We start from the raw sequence: 16,268 nt of genomic DNA, 5'->3' as shown, positions 1-16,268 counted from the left end.
TCTGGCGGTGCCTCGGCAGGCCCTCCTTTTCGCAGAGAACGCAGGTCAGATGAAGAGGCCAACGCGACACCGGAGCCGTCGGGCGGAACATGCCGGACGAAAAAAACTGACGGAGGGGATTAAGTCGTTTGTGCACAAACAACTTAATCTCCTCCATCCCCTTTTCTCTCGACCAAAGAAAAGGCCGGCGTGCGCCGGCCTTTCCTTCATCTCACTGCCGGGCTGCTTACAGCGCCTTGGCGGCTTCCACCACGTGCGCGGTGGTGATGCCGAAGTGCTTGTACAGCTGGTCGGCCGGGGCCGAAGCGCCGAAGGTGTCGATACCGATCACCGCACCGTCCAGGCCGACGAACTGGCGCCAGAAACCGGTGACGCCAGCTTCGATGGCCACGCGCTTGCGCACGGCGTTCGGCAGCACCGATTCGCGGTAGGCCGCATCCTGGCGCAGGAACACATCGGTGGACGGCATCGAGACCACGCGGGTCTTCAGGCCGGCCGCATCCAGCTGAGCCTTCGCTTCGGTCGCCAGCGAGACTTCCGAACCGGTGGCGATCAGGATCACGTCCGGAGTGCCGGCAGCATCGGCCAGCACGTAACCACCGCGCTCGATCTGTGCGATCTGCTCAGCGTCGCGCGGCTGGTGCGGCAGGTTCTGGCGGCTGAACACCAGGCAGCTCGGACCATCCTGACGGGTGATCGCAGCCTTCCAGCTCACGGCCGACTCGACCGCATCGCACGGGCGCCACACGTCGTTGTTCGGGATGTAGCGCAGAGCGGCCAGGTGCTCCACCGGCTGGTGGGTCGGGCCGTCTTCGCCCAGGCCGATCGAGTCGTGGGTGTAGACGTGGATGGCGTGGGCCGGGATCAGCGCGCTCATGCGCACGCCGTTGCGGGCGTAGTCGCTGAACACCAGGAAGGTGGCGTCGAACGGAATGAAACCACCGTGCAGGGCCAGGCCGTTGGCGATGGCGGTCATGCCGAACTCGCGCACGCCGTAGTACACGTAGTTGGCGTTGGCGTCGTCGCTGGCGACCGACTTGCTGCCCTTCCACAGGGTCAGGTTGGAGTGCGCCAGATCAGCCGAGCCACCGACGATTTCCGGCAGCAGCGGCGCGTAGGCTTCAATGGCCAGCTGCGAGGCCTTGCGCGAGGCGATCGTCGGACCTTCAGCGGCCACCTGGGCGATGTACGCATCGGCCTTGGCAACGAAGTCGGCCGGCAGGTCGCCGTGCGAACGGCGGGTCAGTTCGGCGGCTTCGCCCGGGTACTGGCTGGCGTACTTGTCGAACAGCTGCTCCCACTCGGCCTGGCGCAGGGTGCCAGCACCATTGGCGCGCCAGCCGTCGTAGATCGCCTGCGGGATCTCGAACGGGCCGTATTCCCAACCCAGCTGCTTGCGGGTGGCTTCCAGTTCGTCCTTGCCCAGCGGTGCGCCGTGGCTGGATTCCTTGCCCGCCTTGTTCGGCGAACCAAAACCAATGGTGGTGCGGCAGCAGATCAGGGTCGGCTTGTCGCTCTGCGACAGCGCGGCCTCGATGCCGGCCTTGATGCTTTCCGGGTCGTGGCCGTCGACATCACGCACCACGTTCCAGCCATAGGCCTCGAAACGCTCCGGGGTGTTGTCGGTGAACCAGCCCTCGACGTTGCCGTCGATGGAGATGTGGTTGTTGTCCCAGAAGCAGACCAGCTTGTGCAGGCCCCAGGTGCCAGCCAGCGACGCCGCTTCATGCGACACGCCTTCCATCAGGCAGCCATCGCCCATGAACACCCAGGTGCGGTGGTCGACCACTTCCAGCTCCGGGCGGTTGAAGCGCTGTGCCAGCAGCTTCTCGGCCAGGGCGAAGCCCACGGCATTGGCAAAACCCTGGCCCAGCGGACCGGTGGTGGTTTCCACGCCCGGGGTCTCGTGGCGTTCCGGGTGACCGGCGGTGTGGCTGCCCAGCTGGCGGAACAGCTTCAGCTGCTCGATCGGCAGGTCGTAACCGCTCAGGTGCAGCAGCGCGTACTGCAGCATCGAACCGTGGCCGTTGGACAGCACGAAACGGTCGCGGTTGAACCAGTGCGGGTTGCTCGGGTTATGGCGGAGATAGTCGTTCCAGAGGACTTCGGCAATGTCGGCCATGCCCATGGGCATGCCGGGGTGGCCGGACTTTGCGGTTTCAACCGCATCGGCGGCAAGGAAGCGGATGGCGTTGGCCAACTGGCGACGGGTAGGCTGCGTCATGGTTCTGTCGGAATCGGGAGGCGGCCGCGGACGTGCGGGCGGCCTATTGTCCCATAGTCGTCGGGCGGGGGTCAGTCCAACGTGCCTGGTAGGTGCCGGCCGCTGGCCGGCACTTCATGATCTCCGCCGGATTCCGCATGTGAAAAGGGGTCGGAGCCCTTTCCGCAAGGAAAGGGCTCCGACCCCGATCAGGTCGCCAGCAGTGGCTCCCGAATCAGTCCTTGTGCGGTGTCAGCGCCGGGCCGTCGTGGCCTTCACCCTTGGCCACCAGCGTGGTCAGGGCCAGGTCACCGGTGACGTTCAGCGCGGTACGGCACATGTCCAGGAAGTGGTTCACGCCCAGGATCAGGCCGATGCCCAGCGGGTTCACGCCGACCATGGCGCAGATCATCGCCACCACCGGCAGCGAGCCGGACGGTACGCCAGCGGTGCCGATGCCACCGAGGATGCAGACGGCCATCACCATGATCTGCTGGCCGATGCTCAGGTCCACGCCAAAGAACTGGGCCAGGAAGATCACTGTCACGCCCTCGAACAGCGCGGTGCCGTTCTGGTTGGCGGTGGCACCCACGGTCAGCACGAAGCGCGACACCCGCTGCGGCAGGCCCATCTGGTCGGCCACGCGCAGCGCGGTCGGCAGGGTGGCATTGCTGGAGGCGGTGGAGAACGCCATCACCGTGGCTTCCTGGGTATCACGGAAGAACGACAGCGGCGAACGGCCGGACAGCCAAACGGCCGTACCGTAGGTCACCACCATGTGCAGGCCGAGTGCCAGCACCACCACGCCCACGTAGGCGCCCAGGCGGATGATCAGCTCGAAGCCGAACAGTGCGGCCAGGTTGAACATGAAGCAGGCCACCGCGTACGGCGCCAGGCGGATGACCAGGTTGATCAGGGTCATCGAGATTTCGAACACGCCTTCGATGGCGCGGCGCAACGGGGCGACCTTCTCGTTGTCGGTCAGCACCATGCCAATGCCGAACATCAGCGCAAAGAACATCAGCGACAGGATCGCGCCATTGTCGGACGCGGCCTGCAGCACGTTGCTCGGCACGATAGACAGCAGCATGTCCATGCCCTTCGGCGTGCCATGGATGCCAGCAACGATCTCCTTGCTGCGCTCGGCGTTCTCCGACAGCATCATCGCCGCGACCTGCGGGTCGACGCCGGCACCGGGCTTGAGCAGGTTGACCAGAACCAGGCCGATACCCACTGCAATGCCAGACAGCAGCACGGTGTAGGCCAGCGTCTTCCAGCCGATGCGGCCAAGGGCGCGGATGTCGCCCATCTCCGACACACCCATGATCAGCGCCGAGAAGATCAGCGGCACGATCAGCATGAAGATCAGGTTGAGGAACAGGCCCGAAGCCGGGGTGGTGATGTAGTCCATTACCCATTTGGCACCGGCCTGCAGACCATCGACGCTGCCACCCAGGGCGTGCACGATCAGTCCCAGGACCAGGCCGATCGCGAAGCCGATGCCCATCTTCCAATGCAGGGGCAACTTCTTCTTGTCGGCAGCAGCTGCTGTCATACGGGGGTTTCCTCGAAAAATGAATGCACTCTAACAAAGCGCGCAAGCGGCGCTGGTTCAGGTTCGCCGTGGCGGATACAGCGGCGCAAGGCCAGTGTCAGCGGTGCCCGCAGCCGCCGACCAGTGCGGTCCGTCACGGAAGGCCTCGCGCAGGCGGGTACGCAGTGACGCCAGGTCGCCCTGCCCGCCCCAGCGTGCCTGCTGCAGGTCCTGCAGCACCTGACGCTGGGCCGGCTCGGCCAGGCGGTCGATGACCTGCTCGATACGTTCGACACCGGCCATCGCACACAGTTGCGCTTCAACCTGCTCGAAACCTTCGCCATCCAGCGCGCGGCGCAGTTCGGCCAGACCAGCACGTCCGCTCGCCACAACCGGCACAGCCGAGCGCCCCGCTACCGGCGCCGCCACGCGCGGGCGACGGCCACGCTGCCACCCCCACAGCAGGGTCAGCAGCCACAGCAACGCCAGGCCGATGACAGCCCCCACCCACGGCCAGGGCCGTTCGGACAGGCCACTGGCGCGCGGATCGGTCGCCGCGATGCGGCTGTCCTGTCCATCGGCACCGGGCAGCGCCGCATCGGTGTCGATCGGTGGCAAGGGCGCAGGCGACGCATTGCTTCCGCCGTTGCCCGCTGCGACGGCAAGCGTCAGGTCCGGCAGGCGCGCTTCCTGTGCCTTGCCATTGCGCACGTCCCACCACGGCAGGCGCGGCCCCGGCACCACCAGCGAACCCGGCTGGCGCGGCACGATCGAATAGCGGCGGGTGATCTTCAGCCGCGGCGTACTGCCGTTGAAGGTCTCCTCATATTGCGCAGGCTCGGCGAAGACCTGCGCGTTGCTGCCGACCTCGGGCACCGGCAGATCGGTGAACTGCGCACGGGTCGCGCCTTCGGCAATCGCTTCGACCACGATGTTGGCGGCTTCCCCGCTGCGCGCACTGGTCGGCGCGCTGGTGTAGCGCAGCTGCAGGCTCTGCAGCGGCAGCCACGGCTGCGGCGCCTGTGCCGGCTGGGCCTGCACCTGCAGGGTGCGGTCGGCGCCGGTGGCATTCATGCGGCCATCGCCGCCGCCGAAGAAATCATCGAAGAACCCACCGGCACTACGCCCGTTGAAGCGCGCACCGGCCAGCCGCAGTGCACCGCTGCGCTCGGGGATCAGCAGGAAGCGGCGCTCGACCACGTTGTAACGGCGGCCGTTGACCTGGCGCACGTCGGTACTGTCGTCGCCCACCCGCTGCAACGACGCGCCGGCCGGTGTATCCAGCACCAGTTCGCCGGACGCCAGCTGCGAGGCGAAGTACAGCCGCACCACCACGCCTACGCTCTGCTGCACGTAGGGCGTCTGATCATCGACAACGGTTTCGATGAAGGCCATCGCGTTGCTGTCGGGACCGGCAACGGTGGCGGCGTCCACCTGCAGGGTCAGCGGCGCGGTCCGCGTGCTGCCTACCTGCAGGCCGGGAATGACCAGCGCACCACTGCGACGCGGCGTCAGCGCCACGCCGTACAGATTGCGCTGCTGCATGGCGCCGTTGCTCCACTCCACCTGGCGGCTGCTGGTCTGTCCGCTGAGGTCGAAGTCGGTACGCAGCGGGTTGAAGTCGGGTGCGCCCTGGTCACTCTCGACGTTGAGGGTGACCGTATCGCCCATAGCAACACGGTCGCGGTCGAGCCAGGCGCGCGGCTGCGCCCACGCCAGCAGCGGCAGCCACAGCAGCAGTGCCGCCAGTACCCGCAGCGGCCAGCGCCCATGCATGTTCATCGCCCGCGTCATCGCCCTTCCTTCTTCCTGCGTTCGTTTTCCAGCTGGAACTTGGCCCGCAGCAACGCGCCCGGATCATCCGGCACACGCCGCATCCACGCCTCCACCGCCTGTTGCTCCTCGCGCTGGCGTGGCGTGGCGCCATCGCTGCCCGGTACCGGTTTGCCGTCCTTGTCGGCCTTGCCCTCGCGTGCCTGCTGCATCGCCTGCTGCATGCGTTGGCGCTGCTGTTCATCGGCCTGTGCCTGCGCCTTGGCATCTTCCACCTGCGGCGGTGCCTGCTGGCCATCGCGGCCACGCTCGCCGGGCTGCGGGTTCGGCTGCGCTTTGTCGTCATCCGGCTTGGGCTGGCCCTGCTGGCCCGACTGCGGCTGGCCCTGGCCGGGATTCTGCTGGCCCTGCTGCGGCTGCTGGCCCTGCGGATTCTGCTTGCCCTGCGAATCGTTCTGCTTCTGCTGGCCGCTCTGCTGTGGCTTCTGCTGATCCTGGCCTTGGCCACCGGATGACTTGCGCTTGCGCGCGGCATCGACCACCGCACGGTTGGCCACCGCATCGGCCATGCCCGGATGCAGCGCCAATGCGCGATCGTAGGCGGCAATGGCTTCGTCGTAGTTGCCCTGGCGTGCCAGTGCGTTGGCCAGGTTGTACCAACCGGCATCGTTGTCGATGCCCTCGAACTGCTTGCGCGCACCGGCGAAGTCGCCATTGCGGTACGCCTGCACGCCGTCGGCCAGGCGCTGATGCTGCAGCTGGTCGCTGCGCTTCCACAGCGTGCCCTGTATCGGCTGCGGCGTGGCGGCCGACGGCGCCTGCGCCTGCACTTCGCCCATCCATGGCAGCAGGCCCACTGCCAGTACGGCAGCCAGCAATGCACGGCGACGGAACGCCAACAGCGCCAGCAGCATCAGGGGCGGCAGCAGCCAGAAACCTTCATCGCGCCATTGCCTGCCCTCGCCCGGCCGCTCCGCCGTCGTGCCCTCACGCACATTGAGCACGCCCAACGCGCGCAGATCGCTGTCATCGGCGGCAATGCGCGCATAGCGTCCGCCGCCGGCCGTGGCCACCGCGCGCAGGCTGGCTTCGTCCAGTGCGGCCTGGCGGATCTGACCGCTGCCGTCGCGATAGGCCGCACCGGCTGGCGTACCCAGGCCCAGCACCGACACCTGCATGCCCAGACCGCGGGCCTGTGCTGCGGCCAATCCGGCTTCGCCGTCGGCCTGGTCGGTCACCAGCAGGATCTGCCCGCGCAATGCACCGATCTGCCGCATCAGCCGGGTCGCCCAGTCGATGCCACGGTCGGCGCGCTGGCCATCACGCGGCATCACATCGGGCGACAAGGCATCCAGGTACAGCGCGACATTGCTGCCGTCATCGGTCAGCGGCGCCACGGTGTAAGCGTCGTCGGCGTACACCACCAGGCCGACCTGCCCGCCCTGGCGCGCGCGCAGCAGCTCACCCACCTTGGCCCGCGCCTGCAGCAGGCGCGAGGGCGGCAGGTCGGTGGCAGTGATCCGGCTGGACAGGTCCAGCACCACCAGCAACGGTGCGCTGGCCTGGAACATCGGTTGCGCCTGCTGGCGCCAGCTTGGCCCGGCCATCGCCAACGCAGCCAGCGTCCAGCCCAGCAGCAGCGCCCACGGCAGGCGCGCACGACGACGGGTGCCCGCCGCCAGCAGATGCGGCAGCAGGTGCGCATCCACCGCGTGCCGCCACACGTCGCTGCGCCGCTGCCGGTACAACGCCACCGCGAGGATCAGCGGCAGCGCCAGCAACGCCCACAGCCATTCCGGACGCAGGAAGTGCAGCGCGTTCCAGTCAGGAAAATTCGAAGCAAACGCGATCATCGGCGACGCTCCGGCCACAACCAGGCCAATGCGCCCAGCAGCAAGGCCAGGCCCAGCGGCCACGCATAGCGTTCCTCGCGCGGGCGCAGGCTCGGACCCTTCGCCGCGATCGGCTCCAACCGGTCCAGCTCGGCATAGATGCCGGCCAGCTGTGCGGTGTCACGTGCGCGGAAGAACTGGCCGCCGGTCATGTTGGCGATCTTCTTCAACGTGGCTTCGTCGACCGGATCCTGGTCGGCGGAAATCAGAATACCAAACAGGCGCATGCTGCCGTCACCACCAAAGGCCACGGTGTGGATGCGCACGCCTTCCGCGCGCGCCACCTCGGCCGCGCGCAGCGGTTCCAGCACGCCGGCATTGCTCACGCCATCGGTCAGCAGGATAAGCACGCGCTGGCCTTCGGGTTGGCTGCGCAGCCGCTTCACCGCCAGGCCGATGGCGTCGCCAATGGCCGTCTCGCGGCCGGCCAGGCCGACCACGCTGTCGCGCAGCTGGTCGCGCACGCTGGCCAGGTCGGCGGTCAGTGGCGTCAGCGTGTAAGCGCGGTCACCGAACACCAGCAGGCCGATGCGGTCGCCAGCTCGACGGTCAAGGAAGTCGGCCAGCACGGCCTTGGCTGCGGTGAGGCGATCAACCGCCTGTCCGCCCAGCACCATATCGCCTTCGCCCATGCTGCCGGACACGTCCATCGCCAGCATCATCTGCCGGCCTTCCTGCGGCGGCGTGATCGCCTCACCCAACTGCTGCGGACGCGCCAGCGCCACGCACAACGCGCACCAGCCCAGCCACAGCAGCAGCGTGCGCAGCCATGACACATCTACGCGGCCGCCACCGGCCAGCGCTTCCAGTTCAGTGGCCGCATACGGCACGCGCAGCGCCGCGCCCGGATCGGCACGGCGTTTCCACCAATGCATCAGCAATGGCAGCGGCAGCGCCAGCAACGCCAGCGGCCACGCCAGCTGCAGGTCCGGCCACGGCCAGTAACTCGCCAGCACATTCATCGGCGGCGCTCCAGCAGCAGCGCCAGGTAGCGTTCGCGCGCCCAGCGGCGCACTGCGGCCACCTCGTTGACGTCCACGCGTGGGCGATAGGCACCTTCGGCCAACAGGCTTCGGCGTGCTTCCGGCAATGTGCCCTGCGGATCCACGCGCTGCCACCAGGCCTCATCACGCAGCGACTCGCTGCCCGGACGCGCATGGCGGGCGGCACGCCGCAGCAGTCCCGCAATGGCCGCCAGTTCCGCAGCGGCGTCGTGGCTCGCAGCCAACTCCTGGTCGAACAGCTGCAACCAGCGCTGGTGACGACGGCGGCGGCGCCACCCCAGCACAGCCACCACCAACAGCACCAGCAGCAACGCGCTGCCGATCATCAGGTAGCCCGGTGCCGGTGGCCACCATGATGGTGGCGGTGGCAGCTGCACATCGCGCAGCGGCAGGTTGGCGCTCATGCCGGCACCTCGGTCGGCGACGGTGCCAGCCAGGCATCGCTGGGCGCATCGGTGGACAACACCTGCACGTCGACACGGCGCGCACCGAGCTGACGCCGCAGCTCCTGCAGCGGTTCAACGAAATGCGCCTGCCAATGCGCCTGTACCTCGCTGCGGCGCAGGTCGAGGCCAATGCGCTGCTGCAGCGTCTGGAACTGCAGCGCGGCCGATGGCGGCTGCAGCTCCAGCGGATCGACCAGCAGCACCAGGCTGAGGTCGTGATGCTGGGCCAGCGCGCTCCAGCGCGCCGGCGGAATACGGATGGCCTGCTGCGGATCGGCCAGCACCAGCATGCGCGCACCCGGGCGCAGCACGCGGGCCGCATGATCCAGCGCGCGCTCAAGGCCGAGATCGTCCGCGGGTGGTTGCGCATACCAGCGGGTAAGCGCATCGAGCACGCGCAGCACGCCGCGCGGCCCGCCTGCGGGTGCGATGGGCGACTCACGATCACTGCCACGCAGGGCGCCCACGCGGTCGCCGCGACGCTGCGCTGACCACGCGGCGACAGCCCCGGCGCGTGCGGCCTGCACCGACTTGAAGCGTACACGGGTGCCGAAATACAGCGCCGGTGAAGTATCGGCCACGATCAAGCTGACGCGTTCGCGCTCGGCCTGGAACAGCTTGGTGTGGGCGCGCCCGGTGCGCGCGGTCACCCGCCAGTCGATATGCCGCGCGTCGTCACCGGCCACGTACTCGCGTGACTCGGCATATTCCATGCCACGTCCGCGCAGCGGTGACGGCGCCTGCCCGGCATTGCCGGCGCGGCCGCGTCGCGGCGGCGGGGGCCGCTGTGCAAGGCGGCGCAGCGCCACCAGCTCGGACAGCTGCGGCCGCAGCCCGTCGCCATCGCTGACGTTGGATGTGGGTTCCAGGGATGGATCGATCATGCGCAGGCTCAGGGTGCCGGCACCCGTGCCAGCAGTTCCTGCACCAGGCGCTCGCCGTCCCAGCCTTCTGCGGTGGCTTCGTAGCTGGGCAGCACGCGATGGCGCAGCACGTCGGCGGCCACCGCGCGCACATCATCGGGGGTGACGAAGTCGCGGCCCGCCAACCAGGCGCGCGCACGCGCGCAGCGCTCCAGTGCGATGGAGCCACGCGGGCTCGCACCCCAGGCGATGCGGCGGCCGAGGCCGGCGTCATAGCGCGAAGGATCACGCGAGGCCAGCACCAGTTCGATCAGGTAGCGTTCCAGCGCCGGCGCCATGTGCAGGTCCAGCACTTCACGGCGGGCATCGAACACATCCTGCATCGGCAGCTTTTCCGGTACCGGTGCCGACTCGCCCAGCGCGCCACGGGCGCGCTCGCGGGCCAGGCGCAGGATCTGCGACTCGGCTGCCTGGTCCGGGTAGCCGATGCGCACGTGCATCAGGAAGCGATCCAGCTGTGCTTCTGGCAGCGGGAAGGTGCCTTCCTGCTCGATCGGGTTCTGCGTGGCCATCACCAGGAACAGAGACGGCAACGCGTAGGTGTGGCGGCCCACGGTGACCTGACGCTCACCCATCGCTTCCAGCAATGCCGACTGCACCTTGGCCGGTGCGCGGTTGATTTCATCGGCCAGCAGGATCGGGTGGAAGATCGGGCCGGGCACGAATTCGAAGCGGCCTTCCTGCGGGCGCCAGATCTCGGTGCCGGTCAGGTCGGCCGGCAACAGGTCCGGGGTGAACTGTACGCGGGCGAAGTCGGCTTCCAGGCGCGCGGCCAGCGCGCGGATGGCAGTGGTCTTGGCCAGACCGGGGGCGCCTTCCACCAGCAGGTGACCGTCGGCCAGCAGCGCGATCAACAGGCGTTCGACCAGCGCGGCCTGGCCGACGATCTCGGCCGACAATGCGTCGCGCAGCTGGCTGAAAGCGGCATGCAGGCGGGAGATGGCCGGCGCGGGCGGCGGCGAGACGGTTTCGGGCATCGGCGGTGGCAGGTTCATGGGGGCCTTTGACCGGCGCAGGACGGCACGGGTTCCCGACATCATCGCAGGGTGCCCTGCGAATGGCATCAAGAACGGCTGAACAGCATCCACGCATGGCGTGGATCTACCGGCCATATGCGTGAACGGGGGGCCAAACGAAGAAGGGCCGCACAGGGCGGCCCTCTTCGTGTTGCCGGTTGCGATGGCTCAGTTCTGCTTGGCCACGCGCAGCACCTTCGGGGTCACGAACACCAGCAGCTCGGCCTTGTCCTTGCTGCGGCCACGCTTCTTGAACAGGTTGCCGAGGAACGGGACGTCACCCAGGAACGGGACCTTGCTGATGCTGTTGCGATCGGTGAACTCGTACACGCCACCGATGACCACGGTCTGCCCGTCCTCGACCAGCACGGCGGTGTTGACCTCGCGGCGGTTGATCGACGGCACGGTACCGTAGCCTTCCAGCTGGATCAGCCGATCCACTTCATCCTTCTTCACCTGCATGTTGAGGAACACGCGGTTGTCGTTGGTGATGGTCGGGGTGACCTTCAGCTCCAGCACCACTTCCTTGAACTGCACATTCGGCGTGGCGACACCACCCGCACCGGCACTGATGGTCACGTAGCCGATTTCCTTACCCTGCTTGATCAGGGCCTCGCGCTGGTTGGTGGTGACCACGCGTGGGTTGGAGATCACTTCGCCACGCGACTCTTCCTGCATGGCCGACAACTCCACGTCCAGCAGGTAGCCGGCATTGAGGATCGACAGTGCCAGCGAGCCTGCCGGGTTGGTCGATGCCGCCGGCATGGCCCAGTTCAGGCCACGGGTGATCGCCGAACCCACCGGCACCGGCGCCGGACCGGTGCTGCCGCCGGCCAGCCAGTCGCGGTACGCCTTGGCATTGGCCGCATCGGCTTCGACCTGCGACTTGCGGGTATCGCGGTTGGCTTCCAGATTGCCACTGAAGTAGGCATTGTCGCGGCTGCCGCTGATGCCGAACCGCGCACCCAGCTCACGTGCGAACGTATCGGTGGCGATGACGATGCGGCTTTCGATCAGCACCTGGTCGACCGGGCGGTCGATCACGCTGATCAGCTCACGCATCCGCGCGATCTTCTTCGGAATGTCGCTGATCATCAGCGTGTTGGTGCGCTCGTCGGCGACGATGCGGCCACGGCCGGACAGGAAGCCACTTTCCTCCTGCGACGACCCACCGCCACCGCCACCTGCGCCACCACCGCCACCGCCGCCGATGCCCTTGGCTTCGGTCAGTGCTTTGAAGATCTGGGTGGCGCTGTGGTAGTTGATCTGGACGTAGTCGGTGACCAGGTCCTCGCGGTTCTCGATGGCGATGCGCGCGTCTTCCTTCTCCTGCTCGAACTTGGCCAGTTCGGCCTGCGGCGCCACCCAGATCACGCTGCCGTCGCGACGCTTGTCCAGGCCCTTGGCGCGCAGCACGATGTCCAGCGCCTGGTCCCACGGCACATTCACCAGGCGCAGGGTCACATTGCCCTGCACCGAATCGGACGCCACCACGTTGAGGTTGGACTCTTCGGCGATCAACTGCAGCACGGTGCGCACCGGCACGTCCTGGAAGTTGAAGGTCACCGGCTTGCCGGTGAAGCCGCGCTGGCCGACGGCCTTGGCGGCCTGGGTCACGCTGCCGGCAGTAACCGCACCGACGGCGGCCGGGGCCTGCCGCGGGCTGATCTCGACCACGTACTCGTTGCCGCTCTGGTAGGCCAGCGATTCGACCGCACCGCCGGTGCTCAGCACCAGCTGGGTACCGGCCCCGGACGGCTTGGCGTCGATGCGTTGCACCGGCGTAGCAAAGTCGATGACGTTCATCGGCTTCTGCAGGTTGGCCGGCAGGCGGGCATTGCCGACATCAACCACCACGCTGTTGCCCTGCGTACGCAGGTCTGGGATCGCGCCCTGGCCATCGAACTGGACGATCAGGCGCCCCGCGCCATCATCGCCCCGCTTGAAATCGATCTTGGCGACCGACAGGCCGGCCGGCGCCGCGGCCGGTGCCACGGTGGTGCCCACCGGCTTCTCTGCCGGTGCGGCGGCCAGCGCCGGAGCGCAGGCCAGCATCAGCGCGACTCCCAACGCGCTGACACGGTTCAAGGTAGAGCGCCGGATGGGACGCAGCCCCTTGGCTTGGTGAAAGGTCATCGTGCTATCCCCAGTAAACGATCATTGATCTTCAAGCGAGAGCGTTGCCGGCCGTTCCAGCCAGCCACCCGCGCCATCCGGCACCAGTTCGATCAGCTCCACGCGGTCCTCGAAGACCGCCGTGGCCCGTCCGTCGCTCTGCCCCAGGTAGCCACCCGGGCGTACCCGGTAGGTCACCTTGTCCGGCCCCATCACCAGCGCAACGGTACCGCTGCCGGTGCCGATGGTACCGACCATGTCCAGCGCGTCCAGCGGGAAGCCTTCCAGCGGCTCCTTGCGCCGGTTCGGATCCGGCCGCAACCCACCGCTCCCCTGCGGATTGGTCCAGGCATCGGTAAACGGATCGCGCAGGCCCTGCGCGGAGTACTCGAAGGTCTCGAACTGCTGCATCACCGGCAGCGGCTCCAGCGGCTGTGCCGGCCGGGCACGCTCGCCCTCCACCCATTTTTCCAGGTTCGGCGCATCGCCCGGCGTGCTGGTCACGCCACGGCCACAGGCTGCCAGCAGCAGCACCGCGGCAACCATCCCACAGCGTGCAAAGAAGGAACGCGTCACTTCTTGTCCTCCTTGCCAGCTTCAGCCTTCTGCTGTTCCTGGACCTCGGTCTCGTCCAGGTAGCGATAGGTCTTGACCGTGCCGGACAGTTCCAGCGCACCCGCACGGGCACCGCCACCGGTCTTGTCGGCAGGTTTCAGGTTGATGTCGTGCATGGTCAGGATCACCACCCGCGGCAACGAGGCCACGCCACTGACGAAGGCGCCGAACTGGTGGTAACTGCCCACCATCTTCAGCTTGATCGGCTTCTCGGCGTAGAACTCCTTGACCTGCTCCTGCTCCGGCTCGAACAGCTGGCTGGTCAGGCCGCTGGACAGCGCCGTCTGCGAGATGTCGATGATCAGGTCCGGCATTTCGGTCTTGCTCGGCAGCTGCCGCAACATCTGCTGCAGCACCTGCTCCATCTGTGCCAGCTGCTGCTTGAGCGGGCCCAGGTTCACCGCGCGTTCCTGCTGCTTGGTGAACTCGGTGCGCAGGTCGCCTTCCCTCGACTCAAGGCTGGACAGTTCGTCGCGCTTGCCGCTGATCAGCAGCATCCAGGCGACGAACATGATGACCAGCGCCAGCAACGAACAGAAGACGATCTTGGCCTTCTGCGGCCAGTTGCCGATGTCGTTGAAATCCAGGTTCTTCAGATCGATTTTCTGGCTCATGCGCGGTCCCCCTGCAACGGGGCGTTGGAGGCCTGCGGCGGCTGCGCCAGGCGGCTGCCCTCAGGCTTGGCCGGTGCCGGTGCGGCCGGCTGGTTCGGCTTGGCCGGCGCGGCGGCCGGTGCAGCCGCCGGGGCCGGTTGGGCCGGGGCCGGGGCCGGGGCCGGCTGGGATGCTGCCGGTGCTGCCGGTGCTGCGGCCGAAGCTGCCGCGTCCGGGCCTGCAGCAAGCGGTGCCACGGCAGGCACTGCCGCTGGTGCGGCCGCCACGCTGCCATCGGCATTCAGGCCGGGCGTGCCGGTCTCTTCGCTCTGCGCAGGCAGCTTCACCGTGACCTTGAACATGTACGGCAGCGCCTTGATGTCAGACACCGGGCCGGTCGCGTTCTTGTCCGCAGCACTGGCCTGGATGATCGACAGTTCCGGATTGGTCATCCAGCCGGAGGTTTCCAGGTTGCGCATGTACGCCGACACGCGTGCATTGGACTGGGTCCGGCCTTCAAGGGTGAGCATGTCGCCCTCCTGCTGCAGCGCGGTCAGTACCACGCCGTCAGGAATGGTGCGCACCAGCGCGTCGAACAGGTGGACCATCTGCGAGCGCTTGGCCTGCAGTTCCTCGATCACCTTCTTGCGCGCCAGCAGGCGGTCCTTCTGGGCGTCGAGGCGGTCGATCTCCTTGTTCTGTTCCTTGACCTTCTCGATCTCGGCTTCCAGATAGGCGTTGCGGTCCATCTGGCCGCTCACCTGCCGGTCGTAGTAGAACCAGATCACCAGCGACAGCAGCAGGCCACCAATCGCGGCCATGCCCAGCATTGCGTAGAACTCGCGCTGGCGTTGCTTGCGCCGCTCGGCGCGCCAGGGCAATAGATTGATGCGCGCCATCAGTCGAAGCTCCTCAGCGCCAGACCGGTGGCGATCATCAGCGCGGGGGCATCCTGGGCCAGCGCATGTGCGTTCACCTTCGGGCCCAGGGTCATCTGTGCCAGCGGGTTGGCGATCACGGTCGGCACGCCCAGCTGCTCTTCGACCATTTCCGGCAGGCCACCGAGCACGGCGCAGCCTCCGGCCAGCACGATGTGATCGACGCGGTTGAATTCGCTGCCCGCATAGAAGAACTGCAGCAGGCGACTGATCTGCTGGACCGTGGCTTCCTTGAACGGCTCCAGCACTTCCATCTCGTAGCTTTCCGGCAGCCCGCCCTGGCGCTTGGCCAGGCCCGCTTCCTCGTAGCTCAGGCCATAGCGGCGCATGATCTCGTCGGTCAGCTGCTTGCCACCGAACACCTGTTCGCGGCTGTACAGGCTGCGGCCACCACGCAGGACATTGAGGGTGGTCATGGTGGCACCGATGTCGACCAGCGCGACCACGCCCTCGATGGACACCGGCAGCTCGCTGGCGACCAGGGCATACGCGTTCTCGACCGCAAAGGCCTCCACGTCCATCACCTTGGCCTGCAGGCCACCCAGCTCCAGCGCCGACTGGCGCAGTTCAACGTTTTCCGAACGCGACGCGGCCAGCAGCACCTGGACCATCTCCGGGTTGTTCGGGATCGCCCCGATCACCTCGAAGTCCAGGTTCACTTCCTCGATCGGATATGGAATGTAGTTGACCGCTTCCAGCTCGATCTGGGCTTCCATGTCGTTTTCGTCGAGCTCGGCCGGCATCGGGATCACCTTGGTAATCACCGCCGACCCGGCGACGGCAGCAGCGGCCAGCTTGGCCTTGCTCCCCGAGCGGCTCATCGCGCGGCGGATGGCCTCACCCACGGCCTCCACTTCCACGATGTTCTTCTCCACCACCGCATTCGGCGGCAGAGGTTCCACAGCGTAATGTTCCACACGAAAACGGTTGCCACTGCGGGACAGCTGCAAAAGCTTTACCGCAGTCGAACTGATGTCGACGCCTACAAGCGGCGACTGACTTTTTGGGATGAGCCCCACGGTTTCTCCCCTGCCGACGGGCACTTGGACGCAAGACCTGCGCCCGAGCATTAATAACGTATTCTTAGCAAATGGCAACGGCCCTGCTGTGAAGTCCCTCACGGATTCACCATGCAGCCCCTGACTGTTCCCTTTGCGCTCCCCGGCGACGACCCCAGCCGCCACCTTGCGTAATCTATACTCTGCGACCACGAAAT

The 16,268-nt window shown here is 67.3% G+C and carries 13 protein-coding genes; all 13 read right to left on the bottom strand.

Annotated elements, in window-relative coordinates; translation table 11 throughout:
- Positions 1 to 226 precede the first annotated feature (226 nt).
- Positions 227 to 2,224, bottom strand: coding sequence for a transketolase (gene tkt / locus DI041_RS14865; RefSeq protein WP_136639478.1), 1,998 nt, complete (start codon positions 2,222 to 2,224; stop codon positions 227 to 229).
- A gap of 214 nt (positions 2,225 to 2,438) precedes the next feature.
- Entirely contained in the window at positions 2,439 to 3,758 is a 1,320-nt protein-coding gene (locus DI041_RS14860; protein ID WP_046984276.1) for a dicarboxylate/amino acid:cation symporter, read from the bottom strand.
- 57 nt (positions 3,759 to 3,815) lie between these two features.
- The gene (locus tag DI041_RS14855) at positions 3,816 to 5,531 is read right to left on the bottom strand and encodes a BatD family protein (RefSeq protein WP_136639479.1); all 1,716 of its coding nucleotides are present in this window, start codon (positions 5,529 to 5,531) and stop codon (positions 3,816 to 3,818) included.
- A complete protein-coding gene (locus DI041_RS14850) occupies positions 5,528 to 7,363 on the bottom strand; it encodes a tetratricopeptide repeat protein (protein WP_136639480.1) in 1,836 nt (611 codons plus the stop codon). Before DI041_RS14850 ends, DI041_RS14855 begins: the two co-directional genes overlap by 4 nt.
- Complete coding sequence (locus DI041_RS14845) at positions 7,360 to 8,364, bottom strand: vWA domain-containing protein (protein WP_136639481.1); 1,005 nt, start codon at positions 8,362 to 8,364, stop codon at positions 7,360 to 7,362. The genes DI041_RS14850 and DI041_RS14845 overlap by 4 nt, the downstream gene beginning before the upstream one ends.
- The gene (locus DI041_RS14840) at positions 8,361 to 8,810 is read right to left on the bottom strand and encodes a DUF4381 family protein (RefSeq protein WP_136639482.1); all 450 of its coding nucleotides are present in this window, start codon (positions 8,808 to 8,810) and stop codon (positions 8,361 to 8,363) included. The genes DI041_RS14845 and DI041_RS14840 overlap by 4 nt, the downstream gene beginning before the upstream one ends.
- Positions 8,807 to 9,736, bottom strand: a complete 930-nt coding sequence (locus DI041_RS14835; protein WP_136639483.1) for a DUF58 domain-containing protein — start codon at positions 9,734 to 9,736, stop codon at positions 8,807 to 8,809. Before DI041_RS14835 ends, DI041_RS14840 begins: the two co-directional genes overlap by 4 nt.
- A gap of 8 nt (positions 9,737 to 9,744) precedes the next feature.
- A complete protein-coding gene (locus DI041_RS14830; RefSeq protein WP_136639484.1) occupies positions 9,745 to 10,770 on the bottom strand; it encodes an AAA family ATPase in 1,026 nt (341 codons plus the stop codon).
- A 189-nt stretch (positions 10,771 to 10,959) separates the two neighbouring features.
- Entirely contained in the window at positions 10,960 to 12,927 is a 1,968-nt protein-coding gene (locus tag DI041_RS14825) for a type IV pilus secretin PilQ (protein WP_046984283.1), read from the bottom strand.
- Positions 12,928 to 12,948: 21 nt separating this feature from the next.
- Complete coding sequence (locus tag DI041_RS14820; protein ID WP_046984284.1) at positions 12,949 to 13,452, bottom strand: pilus assembly protein PilP; 504 nt, start codon at positions 13,450 to 13,452, stop codon at positions 12,949 to 12,951.
- Positions 13,453 to 13,478: 26 nt separating this feature from the next.
- Positions 13,479 to 14,135 (bottom strand): type IV pilus inner membrane component PilO, encoded by a 657-nt coding sequence (locus tag DI041_RS14815; RefSeq protein ID WP_046984285.1) that lies wholly within the window; start codon positions 14,133 to 14,135, stop codon positions 13,479 to 13,481.
- A complete protein-coding gene (locus tag DI041_RS14810; protein WP_136639485.1) occupies positions 14,132 to 15,013 on the bottom strand; it encodes a PilN domain-containing protein in 882 nt (293 codons plus the stop codon). The genes DI041_RS14815 and DI041_RS14810 overlap by 4 nt, the downstream gene beginning before the upstream one ends.
- Positions 15,013 to 16,071, bottom strand: a complete 1,059-nt coding sequence (locus DI041_RS14805) for a pilus assembly protein PilM (RefSeq protein ID WP_046984287.1) — start codon at positions 16,069 to 16,071, stop codon at positions 15,013 to 15,015. The genes DI041_RS14810 and DI041_RS14805 overlap by 1 nt, the downstream gene beginning before the upstream one ends.
- Positions 16,072 to 16,268: the final 197 nt, after the last annotated feature.

The organism is Stenotrophomonas maltophilia (genome assembly GCF_004920835.1).
In the GTDB taxonomy this organism is placed as follows: domain Bacteria; phylum Pseudomonadota; class Gammaproteobacteria; order Xanthomonadales; family Xanthomonadaceae; genus Stenotrophomonas; species Stenotrophomonas maltophilia_AQ.
Note: the sequence above shows the minus strand (reverse complement) of the source record. Positions and strands in the feature narration are given on the sequence as shown.